The sequence below is a fragment of the Mesorhizobium japonicum MAFF 303099 genome (assembly GCF_000009625.1).
In the GTDB taxonomy this organism is placed as follows: domain Bacteria; phylum Pseudomonadota; class Alphaproteobacteria; order Rhizobiales; family Rhizobiaceae; genus Mesorhizobium; species Mesorhizobium japonicum.
The window spans coordinates 76,757-93,676 of sequence record NC_002682.1 but is presented as its reverse complement, the minus strand read 5'-3'; the positions used below and the strand labels follow the sequence as shown (position 1 = coordinate 93,676).

The window sequence follows — 16,920 nt, the reverse complement described above, 5'->3', positions numbered from 1 at the left end:
AGGCGCTCAAGGCGGGATGCGGACATCTGCGCAAGCACCAGCCAGCAAACACCGGGACAGTCGCCGGCGCAGCGTCGCGCACGGCTGTCCTTCCCACATTGAGCGCGCATCGTGCGCCATCGTCGGCGCGATGACGATGACGACCCGCCGCCTTGTCCTGTCTTTGCAGCCGTTCCGGCCAGAACTGGCGGTGGCGGTGCCTTTGCTTATCCCGAGTCCGCGCTGGCATGACGCCAGCGCGGGCGTGCCAGCCCCTCGGGGGAACATGTCGCCACTCCGAACATTCCTGCCTGTAGGCCGATGTGGTCCGTGGTCCGAGGGCATCGAATGGCGAGCGACAAGCTAACAACATACAAGGCCAAGCGCGATTTCAAGAAGACGCAGGAGCCGAGCGGTCAAGGGTCGGTCAAGCCATCCAACCGCCGTCGTTTCGTCATTCAGAAACATGACGCGACGCGGCTGCATTACGATCTGCGACTTGAGCTCGGCGGCGTTTTCAAATCCTGGGCCGTGACGCGCGGTCCCTCTCTCGATCCTCATGACAAGAGGCTCGCGGTCGAGGTGGAAGATCATCCGCTCGACTACGGGGATTTCGAAGGGACGATTCCAAAAGGCCAGTATGGCGGCGGCACGGTCATGCTGTGGGACCGCGGCTATTGGGAGCCCGAGGGAAAGAACAGCCCCGAGCAGGCGCTGGCCAAGGGCGATTTCAAATTCACGCTCGAAGGGGAGCGGCTGCATGGCAGTTTCGTGCTGGTGAGGATGGCCAACGACCGCGAACGCGGCAAGCGCACCAACTGGCTGCTGATCAAACATCGCGACGAATATGCCGTCGAGACAAACGGGGCTGCAATCCTCGACAAGAATGACACCTCTGTCGCATCCGGACGCAAGATGGAGGCAATTGCTGCCGGCAAGGGCCGCAGCCCGAAACCCTTCATGCTGCAAGGCGGCAAGGCCGAGGCAGATGCGGTGTGGGACAGTCGTACAGGCTTGGCGGCGCAGGAACGGAAAACAAACATTCGCGCAAAAAGGAAGAAGCACGGGACTGTCACTGCCGCCGATCTTCCCGACTTCATTGCCCCACAGCTCTGCCAGACGCTGGCGCGGCCGCCCTCTGAGAGCGGATGGCTGCACGAGATCAAGTTCGACGGCTATCGCATCCAGATGCGCGTCCTGGGCGGCGAAGCTATCTTGCAGACCCGCAAGGGTCTCGACTGGACCGCCAGATATCGCGCCATTGCCCGAGCCGCCGGCAATCTGCCCGATGCGATCATCGACGGCGAGATCTGCGCGCTTGACGAAAACGGCGCCCCGGATTTCGCCGCCCTCCAGGCAGCGCTGGCCGAGGGCAAGACCGATGCGCTTGTCTACTTCGCCTTCGACCTGCTGTTCGAAGGCGCTGAGGATTTGCGTGTCTTGCCATTGAGTAAGCGCAAGGCGCGATTGCGTCAGTTTCTGACCGACACGGGTGAGGACGATCGCATCCGCTTCGTTGAGCATTTCGAAACTGGCGGCGAGGCAGTGCTTCGCTCGGCCTGCCGGCTGTCCTTGGAAGGCATCGTTTCGAAGCGCGCCGATGCGCCCTACGTTTCCGGCCGTACCGAGACGTGGGCGAAGTCAAAATGTCGCGCAGGCCACGAGGTCGTCATCGGCGCCTATGCCACAACGAATGGCAAATTCCGGTCGCTTCTGGTCGGCGTCTATCGCGGCGATCACTTCGTCTATGTCGGGCGCGTGGGCACAGGCTATGGCGCAGCCAAGGTCAGGGACCTGCTGCCGAAGTTGAAAGCTGCCGCGACCCGGAAATCACCTTTCACCGGCATCGGCGCGCCAAAGAACGAACCCGGCGTTGTCTGGCTGAAGCCGGAACTGGTGGCCGAGATCGAATTCGCCGGCTGGACGTCCGACGGGCTCGTGCGCCAAGCCGCCTTCAAAGGCTTGCGTGAGGACAAACCGGCCGAGGAGGTCGAAGCCGATAAGCCTGCCTCGCCGGAAAAGACCAAGGTGCCCCAGCCGCGGGAGCCGACCGCAGCAGCCAAGCCTTCCCGCAGCCGCGGCAAGGTCGATGTCATGGGTGTGCTGATCTCGAATCCGGACAAGCCGCTGTGGCCGGATGCCAATGATGGCATCCCCGTAACCAAGGAAGATCTCGCCCGCTATTACGAAGCTGTCGGTCCCTGGCTGATCGAGCACATCCGCGGGCGGCCCTGCTCAATCATCCGCGCGCCGGATGGATTCGGCGGCGAGCAGTTCTTCCAGCGTCATGCGATGCCGGGAACGTCAAATCTTCTTGAACTGGTGGAGGTGTTCGGCGACAAGAAGCCCTACCTACAGATCGACCGTGTGGAGGGTCTCGCCGCCGTCGCCCAGATCGGTGCGCTGGAATTGCATCCCTGGAATTGCGAGCCACAGCAGCCCGAGGTGCCGGGCCGGCTCGTCTTCGATCTTGATCCAGGTCCCGACGTCCCGTTCAAAACGGTTGTCGAGGCGGCTAAGGAAATGCGCGCGCGCCTCGACGATCTTGGGCTCGTCAGCTTCTGCAAGACGACTGGCGGCAAAGGGCTGCACGTCGTCACGCCCTTAGCGGTCACCAAGCGCAGCAAGCTCACCTGGCCAGAGGCAAAAGGGTTTGCTCATGATGTCTGCCTGCAGATGGCGCGGGACAATCCCGCCCTCTACCTGACCAAGATGGCGAAGAACCAGCGCATCGGCCGCATCTTCCTCGACTATCTGCGCAACGATCGCATGGCGACCGCCGTGGCTCCGCTGTCGCCGCGGGCCAGGCCCGGCGCGACAGTCTCCATGCCGCTCACCTGGGCACAGGTCAAAACCGATCTCGATCCGAAGCGCTTCACCCTGCGCACCGTGCCCGGGCTGCTGGCAAAGAGCACGGCCTGGAAGGACTATGGCGATGGCCATCGCCTCCTGGAAGCATCCATCAAGCGACTGGCAAGATCGATGCGGCGGGCGGCCTGACGCGCGACGGGGCGTTTCCAACCATACGAAGTCACCGAGAATGTGAGATTGCAGGACATCACCCCCTAGCTCCCGGACATGGTCTACGAGATGACAGGCCAGCCAGTCCCTTGAAATGGCTCTATCCCGACGTCTAGCGCTTGCCGGGACTGTTCTGCGCTTCGACGGACTTGCGCAGGGCGTCCATGATATTGATGACGTTGTTTGGCGTCGCCGTCGGCCCGGAGGCCTTCGCCTTGGCCGGTCGCTTTGTCTTTTTCCGCTTAGCCTCGATGATGTCCAGCAGCTTGTCCTGCACAGGGTCGGAGACGAGTTTGCTGTCCCAATGGCGGGTCTGCTTCTTGATGAATTGCTGGATGAGGGGCATCATCTCGGGATCGGATTTGTCCGCGTCGATCCCCTCGAAATAGGCGTCCTCGTCCCTGACCTCGTCGCCATAGCGCAGGGTCCATAATACGATGCCCTTGCCGCGCGGTTCCAGCATCACCGCGCGCTCGCGCCGCGAGATCACCAGCCTGGAGATACCGACCATGTCTTCTGCTGCCATGGCGTCGCGGATGACCGAGAAGGCCTCCTGGCCGACCGGATCGTTCGGCGACAGGTAATAGGGCGTGTCGAGCCAGATCCATTCGATGGAATCGCGCGGCGAGAACACATCGATATCGATGGTCCTGGTGCTGTCCAGGGCGACGTCCTCCAGTTCCTCGTCTTCGAGAATGATGTAATCGCTCTCTCCACGCTGATACCCCTTGACCTCGTCTTCCTCCTTGACTTCCTTGCCCGTGACGGCATCGACGTAGTGGCTGACCACGCGGTTGTTCGTCTCGCGGTTGAGCGTATGAAAGCGGACCTTTTCGCTCTCCGACGTTGCCGGCATCATCTGCACCGGGCAAGTGACCAACGAGAGCTTCAGATATCCTTTCCAATAGGAACGAACGGCCATGATGGTCTCCGATCAGGCCGCGCGTTTGGAGTTGGCGACGCGCTTGGGCTGCTTTCGGTTGCCGTCGGTCTTCCCGGCAGCAGCGCGTTTCGGTTTCTGGTCGGGTACCAGTCCGGCGCTCCTGCGCAAGGTCTCGAGAAGATCGCTAGGCTTCGACGGTGGCGGCGCCTTCTTCTTCGGCAGTGGCCTACCTTCTATCTTTGCCTTGACGAGCTCGGCCACCGCTGCGTCGTAGCGGTCGTCGAAGGTCTTGGCGTCAAACGAGCCTTTCTTCGTATCGATGATGTGTTTGGCGAGATCGAGCATCTCACCCTCGATCTTGATCTCGGGAATGTCCGCGAACGCTTCCTTCGCCGAGCGCACCTCATAGTCGAAGTTCAGCGTGGTGCCGATCAGGCCGTTGCCATGCGGGCGGATCAGCACCGTGCGCAGCCGCCGAAACAGGACCGTACGCGCCAGGGCGGCGACTTTCGCCTGTCGCATGCCGTCGCGCAGCAGCTTGAACGCGTCGGCGCCCATCCGGTCCGGCGCGAGATAATACGGCTTGTCGAAATAGACGTCGTCAATCTCGTCGCAGGGCACGAACGCCTCGATCTTAAGCGTCTTGTCGCTCTCCGGGACGGCGGCAGCGACTTCCTCGGGTTCGAGCACGACGTAGTCGCCGTTCTCCATCTCGTACCCCTTTACTTGATCGTCGCGCTCGACCGGATCGCCAGTCTCGCTATCGATAAACTCGCGGCGGACGCGGTTACCAGTGGCGCGGTTGAGCGTGTTGAAGGCGATGCGCTCGGACGACGACGCGGCGGTATAGAGCGCCACCGCGCAGGCAACCTCGCCGAATTTGATGTAACCCTTCCAATTCGCTCGCGCTGCAACCATGACACTCACGCTCCGGCACAACCTTTGCGAGTCAATAAGCCGCAGGCCGCCGATATGGTTCCAGAGTCAAAAAGAATCTGAATTCAACGAGTTGGCGGCGTCGGTCGATAGGATCGAGAGGCGTCATCCGGCAGGCGTCGACAAGCGCATGTGGGCGCGCGCTCGGTCCCGGAGCCGGCTGATTTGGCGGGAAGCGGAATGAACTGGAGGCGAGGCCGCTGCATCGCTCTGTGCCGAGCGATCGCTCAGCCGATCTGGCGAGTGTTGGCGACCGGGATGCTGAATTCCCGCTCCCGCGTGGGGGCGTCGATGAGTTTCGCTGCGGTCTTCAGAGAAAGGCCTTGAACGCGACTGCGAGAGCAGCTGGATTTTCTTCGGCGACGTGGTGCCCGCTCTCAATCCCGTAGCCTCCCACATTGTCGGCCCAGTGCTTCCAGATTGCGATCGGATCGCCATAGATCTGCTCTAAATCATCATTGAGCGACCAAAGACACAGCATCGGACAGCGCACCCTTCGGCCGGCATCTCGATCTTCGCAGTCATGACGATGGTCGATCCTGATTCCTGCGCGATAGTCTTCGACCATGCCATGGATGACGGTGGGATCATGGATGAGCGTGACCAGCTCGTCATAGGCATCGCGCCCCATCTGATCCGGCCGCAAGGCGCCGTACCACGCGATAGGGTCTGCCAGAATGGCGCGTTCGGGTTTCTCGGGCTGCGCGAAAAAGAACCAATGGTACCAATCGCGGGCAAACTTCCAGTCAGCGCGTTCGAGATGCTCGACGACGGGCAGTCCGTCCATGATAATGAGCTTACGCACCAGCTTGGGATGGTCCATCGCCATTCTGAATGCGACCAAACTCCCACGATCATGTCCAGCGACGAAGAAGGCGTGATGGCCCAGGCGCTCCATTACCTCCACCAATGCCGAGGCCTTTGCCCGTTTGGACGAGAACCTGCTCTCTGTGTCGTCCTTCGGAATGTATGAGCGCCCAAAGCCCGGAAGGTCGGGGCACACGATCCTGAAATCTGCCGAGAGTAGGTCCGCAACTTGCCCCCACGTCATATGTGAGCGCGGATGGCCATGGATCAGAAGAAGGGGTGGCCCGGATCCGCCATGCCGAAGCCTTATCGGCCCGGCTTCGGTTTCCATCATCTCGAGCCGGAAATTATCAAACATCCGCCATCCTCAAAATAGACGCATATCAGGTTGAGGAACTCTCGAAACCTATATTGGTTCGGCATGGGTCGGTCGCGACTACAGGCGCGTTGCCCTCCTGATAGCTTTCAGTCTGCAAGCCCTGTCAGGCGCAGCGGTTCGGGTACCATCAAGGATCGTGTGCCGAACGAAAAATGGCTCTCGTTCAAGGTCACGCCAGCGCGGCCGTCCCGCATCGGCCCGTCGCGGCGTTCTGCCCTGCCGGCTGCGCCGTCATCCCTCGCGGCACAACAAAGCCTCTCCTCGCCGTCTTTCGCTTCGCTCCGGCCTGCAGTGCGCCGTCGATCGCCTCCGACTGTCCCCATCGAGATCGCAATGGTGCGCCTCGAAACATGCTGGATCAACGAGAACCAACATGGCTACTATCGGCACCTTCAAGAAGTCCGGCGACCACGAGTTCATTGGCGAAATCGTCACCCTCAGCGTAAAGGCCCGCGGCGGCGCCATCGTCTCCGAAACGCGTACCAATTGTGACGACGCCCAGTTATCTGTCGATCTTTCTATCGTTAAGCTGGAGCCGCCGATCGGCGCGGTCGGCAAACATTGATTTTTGCCGCTGCTGCGCGAGTTATCGCGCGCCGAAGCCAGTCACCGAGGTAAATCGGCGACGGTATTGCCCGGGTCAACATAGCCTCGCCGTCGCTTTGCGCGCTCAAGCCGAGTGAACGCGCAGTCGACATCTTGTGGCTCATCAAAGGTCTCGATTTTGATTTGGCCCTTTGTCCCGATCCGTCCCCAGTTGCGGACGAGTGATGCGCCACCGAAAAGGGTCGGCTGAATAGTCAGCGAATAGAACCTGGCCATATTGCGGGCGCCGTCAATGCGGTGCAGATGAGCCGGTCGTGTCTCTGGGGTAAGCATGCTGCGGAGTCTCGCTCCCGAGCGCCGAAGCGTCCAACGAGTTCGATGAATCGACAACACCCAATTGATTCACAATGCTGATGGATTGACCGGAGCCGCTGCCCGATGCCGTATTTGCGGCCTGCATTCCCTGCGCAAGCGCAGAACCAGATAGGCAGCCAGCGACGTTCCTTTGAGCCCAGCCAAATGCTCAATCCCAGCGCACCATGAGCAACACTTACTTTTCGTCTTTGTAGGACTTGGTGGCTTCTTCTATCTTGCGCCAACGTCGCCATATCGGCGCAGAAGTTCCCGCGCTTGGTCCGGGGAGACGTTGTGGGTCTCAACCATATGCTTCACCTCCGAGTCCCCGCCCTTAGCGGGCGTGAACGGGGCTTCTTTGGCCGCAGGGCTGCTTTAGCCTTTCCCTGTCGTCTCGGCATGGATCCGCCGTTCAGATCAGAGTTAGTCACCGGGGACGAGAAGGTTTCACGGCCACAGGGATGCGTGAGATGGGGGTGGGCTTGCAGCGCTCCCGCACGTCAAGCTGACCTGTGCATTGTGGATCAATGCTCGTGAACCGAAAGGCTGGGGAAGGCGTTCATGGCAACGAACGCTGTCAATCAGGACGATGGAACACTCAGACGCCCATCACGTACCACGGCAGGGCAATGCTCCCGGCGCCGAAGCTCGCTTTGCGTTTGATAGAATGGCTGTCGAGCGATTTCGGCGCGCCTTTCCCCGAGCGAGGTGGAGTGACGAGCGCAAGAGTTGGTTCGTCCCCGGAAAGACGGCCACGCGCCGGATCGGCCGTTGGTTGGCACAAGAGGCAGAGATGTTCGCTCTCCACGGCGACAGCAAGGGTCGTGATGCTTTCGCCTTCGATCCGATATCCAGCTCATATCTGGAGGTTTCCAACGATCTACGTGTTCGCACGCCCTATTCGAAGACCGTTCTCGAGGAATTGCGGGCAATTCCGTGGGCAAGTTGGGACGACGAGCTGCGAGCCTGGCGAGTGCCGTTCCGTTCGTTTGAGGAGCTTCGGCGCCGATGGCCGAACATAGAAAAGGCTGCCCGACATGCCGAGCCCGAAGAAAGGAAGCGACGACGAGAAGCCGCCAGAGACACTGAAGCTTACAAGGCTTCGAAAATGCAGAATGCCGAACGTCGGCGTCATCGCTATCCACTACCAGCCGAAGATTTGCCGCCTCTCGCCCGGCCGGTTGCGACAGCACAATACGGCATCGTCGTTTTCAACGAAGTGTCGGGTGAACTTGCCGAGCCGTCGCTGGCTTCATATCCAAACGCCATGCGTAAAGACATCGACTATGTTTGGGGCAGGTGGCGTTCGGCCAGGCTCGCCGAGTTGGTCAGGACATGGCCCGCACGCAATCCGCCAGAAGCGAACGAACGTTTGCGCGGCTGGTGGCAGCCGACGCTTGCCGAACTGAGAGTCGCCCGTCGACATGCCCGGAGCCTTGAACGGAAAATGTTAAGTCGCAAGCTTAAGACCGCTGGCTGACTTGCGAACAACATTTAAGCTCGCAATCAGTGACTTGCGGGAACCTCGCCGGGCGTCGATCGTCAGGGTGTATTGTCATCGCGCCCATTTGCGCGGTAGTCAGCCCTATGATGTGTCGAAATCGGTTGATGGACTCATGAAGCCGCTGGTCCTGATCGCCTCGAAGGACCCGGATTTTTTCCTGGTCTTCGGGCACATACTGTCGGTAGCCGGCTTCGAAACGCAGCTGATCACGGGAGACCGGGAAATCGCACGTGCCATCGCTGCGACAGCCCCGCTTGCCATAATCATGGACTGCCGTCCGGGCGACCGTGCAATCGTCAAGCAGTGCAGCTGGTTGAAGTCCACCGCCGCAACCAAAGCCACACCGGTCGCGGGACTGGTTGCCCCGCGCTCCGGCAGGCTGCATCTGGATTTGATCAAGGCTGGCGTCGACGAAATATTTTCCCGGCCGTTCGCCCCCGAGCAGTTGCTGACATGGCTGCACGGCAAAGCAGGCCTCGCCAAGCTTTCACGCGAGACGGACTCGGGCGAGCTGGTGCAAGGCGATTTTCGGCTGGAGCGACAGACCCACCGAACATTTTTCAGGCAAAACGAGATCGTGATGCCACCGATCGAATTCAAGCTTCTGCGCAGCCTTTTGGCGCAGCCTGGCAAGGTCTTCAGCCGCGAGGAACTGGTCGCGACGGCATGGCCTGAACATGCCGCCGCAACCGACGTGAGGGGCGTCGACGTCCATATAGCCAGGTTACGCAAAAGGCTTCGGGCATCCGTGGGCAGCGATGTGATCCGGACCGTCCGCTCGGCAGGCTACGCCTTCGCGCCGGAGTGGTAACCTGCCGAGCGTGCAGCGTTGCCGGCGCGCCGGTCTGCACCCATCGCTCCTCAATGGCTCAGGATGGTGTCCAGGAACAGCCGCGCCCGTGGGTGAGCGGCTCGAGAGAAAAACTCTTTGGACGAGGCACGCTCGACAATGCGGCCGTCATCCATGAAAACGATGTCATCGGCGACTTCGCGTGCAAAACCCATCTCATGCGTCACGCAGACCATCGTCACGCCGGTTTTCGCGAGCGCAATCATGACGTCGAGAACTTCCTTTATCATTTCCGGGTCGAGCGCGGATGTTGGTTCGTCGAACAGCATGATGCGGGGATTGAGGCAAAGCGCACGCGCGATCGCCACCCGTTGTTGTTGACCGCCCGAAAGTTGGGCCGGGTAGGCTTGCGCTTTTTCGGGGATGCGCACCGCCGTAAGATGCTGCATAGCGATCTCTTCGGCCTCCCGCGCCGATCTCAATAGAACCCGTCGCTGCGCCAGCGTGCAGTTGGCAAGCACGGTGAGATGCGGAAAGAGGTTGAAACTCTGGAACACCATGCCTGTCAGCCGGCGCGCCATCGCCGTCTCCCGGGCATTTTTTCCCAGTGCCATGCCGTCGAGCTGGATCATCCCCTTTTGAAAAGGCTCGAGGCCGTTGCAGCAGCGGATTAGCGTCGATTTGCCCGAGCCGGAAGGCCCGCAAACGACGATGCGTGTGCCCGCGCGGATCGTCAGATCAATGTCTTTCAAGACGTGCACGGCACCGAACCATTTGTTGAGGCCATCGACCCGGACTTGCACAGTGGTTGGAACGGTGGAGTCCGGATGCGGGCCTTGAGCGAGCATCAGCGACGTCCAGATGCAAGCAGGCGTTGCTCAATGCGCTTTACGCCATAAGCAACGATCAGCGCCAAGGCGAGAAACAGAATGCCGGCGACCGTCAACGGCTCCGCGTATCGATAGGTTTCAGACGCGATGTCGAAGGCGCGGCCGAGCATTTCGGGTACGGCCAGGATCGCGAGATAGGGCGTGGCCTTGAGGATCGAAACGACATAGTTGCCCAACGGTGCTGCGACGTTGCGCAACATTTGCGGCGCGATGACGAAAACGACCGTGTCGCGGCGGCTGAGCGACAAGGCTCGGGCTGCTTCCTGCTGGCCCTTCGGGATCGCGTCTATACCGGCTTTGAACACCTCGGCCAGGTAACCGCTGTAGTATAGGCTCAACCCCATCACACCGACCGTCATGGCGCCGAGCCGGATTCCGTAGAAGGGCATGACGAAGTACAGGAAATAGAGCCAGGCGAGGACGGGCGTTGAGCGAATGAAGTCGATCAGAAAACGGACGGCGAGGCCAGGCGCACCGCCGCCGCGCCGGATCATCTCGAGACTGAAGCCAAGCGCCGAAGCGCCGAGGCAACTCAACACCGTTGCCAGCAGAGTCGCTCCGATTGCCCCGACAATGGTCGGGATGGTCGAGAGGGCGAAATCGAGGTTAAATCCCACGAGGCGTTCCTCTTTCAGGATTGACCCGCGCCTCGAGCCAGCGACCGGCGAGTGCGATCGGATAGCAGACGACGAAGAAGGCCAGCAGAAGCGCCGAATAGATCGCAACCGGATCGTATTGGGTCTGCGCGATCTCCTTGGCGCGGAAGGTCATGTCCGTCAGCGTGACCAGAGAGACGAGGGAAGTCGCTTTGACGAGCTGGATAAGGTTGTTGATGAAGGTAGGGCTCATGGTGACCAGCGCCTGCGGCAGTTCGATCAGCAACAGGATCGCCGGGCGAGAGAGGCCAAGCGCCATGCCAGCCTCGCGTTGGCCGGCGGGAAGAGATTGCAGCCCGGCGCGAACCGCCTGGCTGGCGTAGCCGCCGGTGTTGAGGCCGAGTACCAATGCACTGACGGTCAGCGCCGATAGGGTGACCCCCATCACCGGCAGCACGTAGTAGAACACGAAGAGCAGGACGACGACCGCGGAGCTGCGCCAGAATTCAATCACGGCCGTGACCAGGAAACGGGTCATGCCGGTCGTCAAAAACTGCGCGACGCCGAAGACGAGCGCGAAGGGGATCGCAAAGACGAGGCCGTAGGCCGTGACCTCCAGGGTGATGCCCAGCCCCTGCAGAATGCCTAGCCAGATCTCCAGCATGCTCACCAGGTGCCACCACTTTTTACTGAAAGGCGTGGCGACCATGTCAGCATCGTCTCGCCGTACCTATGGAAGGCGGCTTTGCGCTCAGAAATCGCGCTCTCCGGACCAAACGTCATGGCTATCCTCCGCGCCTTGAAAGGACAATCGCCTGTTGGGGCAGGCCATCGATTGCTATCTCATAAACCCCGCAGGAGTCGGGTGTCAATAAACATAGACATATTATTGCGAAACTTCATATTTCGTGTGTACGGCGAAGGCGGCAATATGTATGCCTAGAGCGTCATGACCGTCGGTGCCGCCGTCGGCCGGTAATTGCACGCTACGCTACGATGTTGGCTGAAAGCCATTGAACAGGGCCGCTCCCAGGCTCTTTTGATCGTCCCCGACCGGGCGTCGTTCGACGCGTTCCCGGCCAGAACGGGGACAGGATGGCTATCTCGCACAACGATACCGAAGGACGCGCGCGCAGCTCGCGCATGCTGCGCACCGCGCTCGGGCCGGCCATCGCCCGGTTTCTCGACGATCCCGCGATCGTCGAGGTCATGCTCAACCCGGATGGCCGCATCTGGGTGGATTTTCTTTCGAACGGTCTGGCCGATACGGGGGAAATGCTGGCGCCGGCCGCTGGCGAGCGTATCGTGCGCCTGGTCGCCCATCATGTCGGCGCCGAGGTCCATTCCCGTTCTCCACGCGTGTCGGCCGAGTTGCCGCAGACCGGCGAGCGTTTCGAGGGCCTGTTGCCGCCCGTGGTGGCCGCGCCGGCCTTCGCAATCCGCAAGCCCGCCGTCGCCGTGTTCACGCTCGATGACTATGTCGCGGCGGGCACAATGTCGGCCGGCCAGGCCGCGATATTGCGTGCCGCGGTTGCCGTGCGCGCGAACATCCTCGTTGCCGGCGGCACGTCGACGGGCAAGACGACGCTCACCAACGCGCTGCTTGCCGAAGTGGCGAAAGGGACGGACCGCGTCGTCCTCATCGAGGACACCCGTGAACTGCAATGCGCCGCGCCCAACCTTGTCGCAATGCGCACCAAGGACGGCGTCGCCACGCTTTCCGACCTGGTTCGCTCGTCTTTGCGCCTGCGGCCCGACCGAATCCCAATCGGCGAGGTGCGCGGCGCCGAAGCACTGGATCTGTTGAAGGCATGGGGCACCGGGCACCCTGGTGGCATAGGCACCCTTCATGCGGGCTCCGGTATAGGCGCGCTGCGCCGCCTTGAGCAGCTTATCCAGGAAGCCGTCGTCACCGTCCCGCGTGCGCTGATCGCCGACACGATCGGCCTTGTCGCTGTGCTCGCCGGACGCGGCGCCGCGCGACGGCTTGTCGAACTGGTCAGGGTCGAGGGTCTCGGCGCCGACGGCGACTACCGCATTGCTGAAGCCACCCCGATCAAAACAGGAGAAACTTCATGATCCGCCTGCTTTCGCGCTGCCGCGCCAGCCTGGCCGCGGCCAGCGTCGCAATTGCCGTCAACCTCATGGTCGCTCCGGTCGCCCATGCATCGGGCTCCTCGATGCCGTGGGAACAGCCGCTCGAAAAGATCCTGCAGTCGGTCGAGGGCCCGGTCTCCAAGATCATGGCCGTCATCATCATCATCGTCACCGGCCTGACGCTGGCCTTCGGCGACAGTTCGGGCGGCTTCAGACGGCTCATCCAGATCGTTTTTGGTCTCTCGATCGCCTTTGCGGCGTCGAGTTTCTTTCTGTCGTTCTTCTCGTTCGGCGGCGGGGCATTGATCTGATGGCGGCCGCTCTCGAACAACTCGACGCTGTGCCGGGATGGACGGTGCCTGTCCACCGGGCGCTGACCGAGCAGATCATGCTTGGCGGCGCGCCGCGCGGAATTGCGATCCTGAATGGCACGCTGGCGGGCGCCGTCGGTCTCGGGCTGCGGCTCTGGCTTATCGGTCTCCTCATCTGGGCGGTCGGACATGCCACTGCGGTATGGGCCGCCAGGCGCGACCCGCTGTTTTTCGAGGTTGGACGCAGGCACCTGCGTCTGCCCGGGCATCTGTCGGTTTGAGGGCGCGGTTATGATGAGCCTTGCCGAATACCGCCGGACCGCCGCCCGCCTTGCCGACTACCTGCCTTGGGTCGCTCTCGTCGCACCGGGCGTGGTGCTCAACAAGGACGGAAGTTTTCAGCGCACCGCGCGGTTTCGCGGGCCCGATCTCGACTCCGCCGTGGCGGCGGAACTTGTGGCGGCGGCATCGCGCATCAACAATGCCTTTCGTCGCCTCGGCTCGGGCTGGAGCATCTTCGTTGAAGCGCAGCGGCACGAAGCGGCTTCCTATCCCGAGAGCCAGTTCCCCAATGCGGCTTCCGGCCTGCTCGATGCCGAGCGCAAGGCCGACTTCGACGAGGCGGGGGTTCATTTCGTATCGAGCTACTTTCTCACCTTCCTGTTCCTGCCGCCGCCCGAAGACGCCACGCGCGCCGAGGGATGGTTCTACGAGGGGCGCGACCACGCGGGCGCGGATCCGGGCGAGATCGTGCGCGCTTTTACCGATCGGACCGGGCGCGTTCTGGCGCTGCTCGACGGACTCATGCCTGAATGCCAGTGGCTCGATGATGAAGACACACTGACCTACCTGCATTCCACGATCTCGACCAAACGCCATCGGGTGCGCGTGCCGGAAACGCCGATCTATCTCGATGCGCTGCTGGCCGACCAACCACTTGCCGGCGGGCTCGAGCCCCGGCTTGGCGACAAGCATCTTCGCGTGCTCTCGATTGTCGGCTTCCCGACCGCCACGACACCCGGCCTGCTCGATGACCTCAACAGGCTGGCGTTCCCCTACCGCTGGTCGACCCGCGCGATCCTGCTCGACAAGCCCGACGCTGTCCGCCTGTTGAACAGGATACGGCGGCAATGGTTCGCCAAGCGCAAGAGCATCGCCGCGATCCTGAAGGAGGTGATGACCAACGAAGCGTCGGCCCTCCTCGACACCGACGCCGCCAACAAGGCGGCCGACGCCGACACGGCGTTGCAGGAGCTTGGCGCCGACATGGTGGGCATGGCCTACGTCACCGCGAGCGTCGCCGTTTGGGATTCCGACCCGCGTGTGGCCGACGAAAAATTGCGGCTCGTCGAAAAGGTCATCCAGGGTCGTGACTTCACGGCAATTGCCGAGACCGTCAACGCCGTCGATGCCTGGCTCGGTTCCTTGCCCGGGCACGTCTATGCCAATGTCCGTCAGCCTCCCATCTCAACGCTCAATCTCGCCCACATGATCCCGCTGTCTGCCGTGTGGGCGGGGCCGGAACGGGACGAGCATCTGGTCGGTCCTCCCCTGCTTTACGGCAAGACCGAAGGCTCGACCCCGTTCCGGTTGGTCCTGCATGTCGGCGATGTCGGCCACACGCTGGTCGTTGGCCCCACGGGGGCCGGCAAGTCGGTGCTGCTGGCGCTGATGGCGCTGCAGTTCTGCCGCTACCACAACGCTCAGATCTTCGCCTTCGACTTCGGCGGCTCCATCCGCGCCGCGGCGTTCTCCATGGGCGGCGACTGGCACGATCTCGGGGGGCATCTCACCGAAGGCATGGACGCCTCCGTTTCGCTGCAGCCGCTCGCCCGGATTCATGACACGTACGAGCGCGCCTGGGCGGCTGACTGGATCGTCGCGCTCCTGATGCGCGAAGGTATCCAGATCACCCCGGACGCAAAGGAGCATATCTGGGCGGCGCTGACGTCGCTCGCCTCGGCTCCTCTCGAGGAGCGCACCCTCACCGGGCTCAGCGTGCTCTTGCAAGCCAATGACCTGAAACAGGCATTGCGCCCATACTGTTTGGGAGGGCCTCACGGCCGATTGCTCGACGCCGAGGCCGAACACCTCGGCCAGGCATCGGTGCAGGCCTTCGAGATCGAAGGGCTGGTGGGCGCGCAAGCCGCGCCGGCTGTCCTGTCCTATCTGTTTCATCGCGTCAGTGACCGGCTCGATGGGCGTCCAACGCTGCTCATCATCGACGAGGGCTGGCTTGCCCTCGATGACGAGGGGTTTGCGGGGCAGTTGCGCGAGTGGCTGAAGACGCTGCGCAAGAAGAACGCCAGCGTCGTCTTCGCCACCCAGTCACTTGCCGATATCGACAATTCGGCCATCGCGCCGGCGATCATCGAAAGCTGTCCAACCCGGCTTCTGTTGCCTAATGCGCGCGCGATTGAGCCGCAAATTGCCGACATCTATCGACGCTTCGGCTTGAACGACCGCCAGATCGAAATCCTGGCGCGAGCGACACCCAAGCGCGATTACTACTGCCAGTCCCGTCGTGGCAACCGTCTCTTCGAGCTCGGCCTGTCGGAGGTCGGGCTCGCACTTTGCGCCGCGTCCTCGAAGAGCGATCAGGCCCTGATCAGCGCCATCATCTCCGAGCATGGCCGCGATGGCTTCCTACCGGCCTGGCTGCATGCCCGCAATGTCGGCTGGGCCGCCGACCTCATTCCCAATCTCACCGTCCCTGAACCTGGAAAGGACCCCCAGCCATGACTGTTCGTCCAAGCCGCCCGCGCGCCCTTCTTCTGGTCGCCGCGATGCTCGTCGCGCCGATCGCGATTTCGCCGATGATGACTGCGCCAGCACATGCGTTCATCGTGTTTGATCCGTCGAACTATTCCCAGAATGTTCTGACGGCCGCGCGTTCGCTGCAGCAGATCACGAACCAGATCACCTCGCTTCAGAACCAGGCGCAGATGCTGATCAACCAGGCGCGCAACCTGGCGAGCCTGCCTTTGTCCTCGTTGCAGCAGCTGCAGGAGTCGGTGCAACGCACGCAACAGCTGCTTGGCGAAGCACAGAACATCGCCTTCGACGTCCAGCAGGTCGACAAGGCCTTTCAGCAGCAATACGGCAGCGTCTCGCTCGCTGCATCCGACCAGCAGCTCGTCACCGAGGCGCGCTCGCGCTGGCAAAACACGGTGGGCGGTCTTCAGGATGCGATGCGCGTCCAGGCGGGTGTCGTCGGAAACATCGAAAGCGCTCGCGCTCAGATGTCGGCGCTGGTCGGCGCCAGCCAATCGGCAACCGGGGCGCTGCAGGCAACGCAAGCTGGCAATCAGCTCCTTGCGCTCCAGGGCCAACAACTCGCTGACCTGACCGCGGTCGTCGCCGCCAACGGCCGCGCCCAGGCTCTGACCGAGGCCGAGCGTGCCGCCGCGGTCGATCAAGGCCGCGAGCAACGCCGCCGCTTCCTGACGCCTGGCTCCGGTTACCAGGCCGGCCCGGTCCGGATGTTCAACCGCTGAACGCGATGACCATGGACGGCAAAACCCTCGCTCGCACCGTGGCGGCCATCCTTGTTGCGGCCGCCCTCGCGGCGGCCGCGCTCGGTATAAGCCGAAAAGGCGACAAACCGGCGAGCGAGGGGCCGCGCATGCAGGCGGGCTCGATGCCAAATCCGCTTCGCGATCGGCTGCGCCGGTGCCAGACCCTCGGCGAGGCTGCTTTGCGCGACGATGGATGTGCGCGGCTGTGGGCCGATCAGCGCGACCGCTTCCTTGGCCTCGAAAAGCCGTCTGGGCTCCCGACAGGCGAACCGGCCTCGCCAGATGCTTCCATGCTCAGGGGTCGATAGA

Annotated in this window: 17 protein-coding genes; 10 read left to right on the top strand and 7 right to left on the bottom strand. The window is 62.3% G+C overall.

Going from position 1 to position 16,920, the window contains the following annotated elements; translation table 11 throughout:
* Window positions 1-327 precede the first annotated feature (327 nt).
* Window positions 328-2,979 carry a DNA ligase D gene (gene ligD / locus MAFF_RS00530; RefSeq protein ID WP_010916160.1) on the top strand — a complete coding sequence of 884 codons (2,652 nt, stop codon included), beginning with the start codon at window positions 328-330 and terminating at the stop codon, window positions 2,977-2,979.
* Window positions 2,980-3,112: 133 nt separating this feature from the next.
* Here ligD and MAFF_RS00525 read toward each other — a convergent pair whose 3' ends face one another.
* The 3 genes from MAFF_RS00525 to MAFF_RS00510 form a co-directional block, all read right to left on the bottom strand.
* Entirely contained in the window at window positions 3,113-3,922 is an 810-nt protein-coding gene (locus MAFF_RS00525; RefSeq protein WP_010916161.1) for a Ku protein, read from the bottom strand.
* A gap of 12 nt (window positions 3,923-3,934) precedes the next feature.
* The gene (locus MAFF_RS00520; RefSeq protein WP_010916162.1) at window positions 3,935-4,801 is read right to left on the bottom strand and encodes a Ku protein; all 867 of its coding nucleotides are present in this window, start codon (window positions 4,799-4,801) and stop codon (window positions 3,935-3,937) included.
* Between the two features lie 328 nt (window positions 4,802-5,129).
* Entirely contained in the window at window positions 5,130-5,984 is an 855-nt protein-coding gene (locus MAFF_RS00510) for an alpha/beta fold hydrolase (RefSeq protein ID WP_010916163.1), read from the bottom strand.
* A gap of 394 nt (window positions 5,985-6,378) precedes the next feature.
* Here MAFF_RS00510 and MAFF_RS36820 point away from each other — a divergent pair, with 394 nt between their 5' ends.
* Window positions 6,379-6,570, top strand: a complete 192-nt coding sequence (locus tag MAFF_RS36820; protein WP_052292070.1) for a hypothetical protein — start codon at window positions 6,379-6,381, stop codon at window positions 6,568-6,570.
* Between the two features lie 41 nt (window positions 6,571-6,611).
* On the opposite strand, the gene MAFF_RS37280 is transcribed toward MAFF_RS36820, so the two are convergent.
* Window positions 6,612-6,884: a WGR domain-containing protein gene (locus MAFF_RS37280; RefSeq protein ID WP_010916164.1), complete on the bottom strand. Its 273-nt coding sequence runs from the start codon at window positions 6,882-6,884 to the stop codon at window positions 6,612-6,614.
* A gap of 610 nt (window positions 6,885-7,494) precedes the next feature.
* Between MAFF_RS37280 and MAFF_RS37275 the strand changes: the two genes are divergently transcribed.
* Both MAFF_RS37275 and MAFF_RS00500 read left to right on the top strand, forming a co-directional pair.
* Complete coding sequence (locus MAFF_RS37275; protein ID WP_010916165.1) at window positions 7,495-8,385, top strand: hypothetical protein; 891 nt, start codon at window positions 7,495-7,497, stop codon at window positions 8,383-8,385.
* 1 nt (window position 8,386) lies between these two features.
* On the top strand, window positions 8,387-9,220 hold the full coding sequence (locus MAFF_RS00500; protein WP_244420572.1) for a winged helix-turn-helix transcriptional regulator: 834 nt from the start codon (window positions 8,387-8,389) through the stop codon (window positions 9,218-9,220).
* Window positions 9,221-9,270: 50 nt separating this feature from the next.
* On the opposite strand, the gene MAFF_RS00495 is transcribed toward MAFF_RS00500, so the two are convergent.
* From MAFF_RS00495 to MAFF_RS00485, 3 genes are read right to left on the bottom strand one after another with little or no spacing between them, the layout of a single operon-like run.
* A complete protein-coding gene (locus MAFF_RS00495) occupies window positions 9,271-10,047 on the bottom strand; it encodes an amino acid ABC transporter ATP-binding protein (protein ID WP_010916167.1) in 777 nt (258 codons plus the stop codon).
* Window positions 10,047-10,706 (bottom strand): amino acid ABC transporter permease, encoded by a 660-nt coding sequence (locus tag MAFF_RS00490; RefSeq protein WP_010916168.1) that lies wholly within the window; start codon window positions 10,704-10,706, stop codon window positions 10,047-10,049. Before MAFF_RS00490 ends, MAFF_RS00495 begins: the two co-directional genes overlap by 1 nt.
* Window positions 10,696-11,394: an amino acid ABC transporter permease gene (locus MAFF_RS00485; protein WP_010916169.1), complete on the bottom strand. Its 699-nt coding sequence runs from the start codon at window positions 11,392-11,394 to the stop codon at window positions 10,696-10,698. Before MAFF_RS00485 ends, MAFF_RS00490 begins: the two co-directional genes overlap by 11 nt.
* A 386-nt stretch (window positions 11,395-11,780) precedes the next feature.
* Between MAFF_RS00485 and trbB the strand changes: the two genes are divergently transcribed.
* The 6 genes from trbB to trbK-alt are packed head-to-tail and all read left to right on the top strand — an operon-like array spanning window position 11,781 to window position 16,919.
* A complete protein-coding gene (gene trbB / locus MAFF_RS00480) occupies window positions 11,781-12,764 on the top strand; it encodes a P-type conjugative transfer ATPase TrbB (RefSeq protein WP_010916170.1) in 984 nt (327 codons plus the stop codon).
* A complete protein-coding gene (locus MAFF_RS00475) occupies window positions 12,761-13,093 on the top strand; it encodes a TrbC/VirB2 family protein (RefSeq protein WP_010916171.1) in 333 nt (110 codons plus the stop codon). The genes trbB and MAFF_RS00475 overlap by 4 nt, the downstream gene beginning before the upstream one ends.
* Complete coding sequence (locus MAFF_RS00470; RefSeq protein ID WP_044547263.1) at window positions 13,093-13,374, top strand: VirB3 family type IV secretion system protein; 282 nt, start codon at window positions 13,093-13,095, stop codon at window positions 13,372-13,374. The genes MAFF_RS00475 and MAFF_RS00470 overlap by 1 nt, the downstream gene beginning before the upstream one ends.
* Window positions 13,375-13,384: 10 nt before the next feature.
* On the top strand, window positions 13,385-15,835 hold the full coding sequence (gene trbE, locus MAFF_RS00465; RefSeq protein ID WP_010916173.1) for a conjugal transfer protein TrbE: 2,451 nt from the start codon (window positions 13,385-13,387) through the stop codon (window positions 15,833-15,835).
* On the top strand, window positions 15,832-16,590 hold the full coding sequence (gene trbJ / locus MAFF_RS00460) for a P-type conjugative transfer protein TrbJ (RefSeq protein ID WP_010916174.1): 759 nt from the start codon (window positions 15,832-15,834) through the stop codon (window positions 16,588-16,590). Before trbE ends, trbJ begins: the two co-directional genes overlap by 4 nt.
* A gap of 5 nt (window positions 16,591-16,595) precedes the next feature.
* Window positions 16,596-16,919, top strand: a complete 324-nt coding sequence (gene trbK-alt / locus MAFF_RS00455; RefSeq protein ID WP_341872696.1) for a putative entry exclusion protein TrbK-alt — start codon at window positions 16,596-16,598, stop codon at window positions 16,917-16,919.
* Window position 16,920 lies beyond the last annotated feature (1 nt).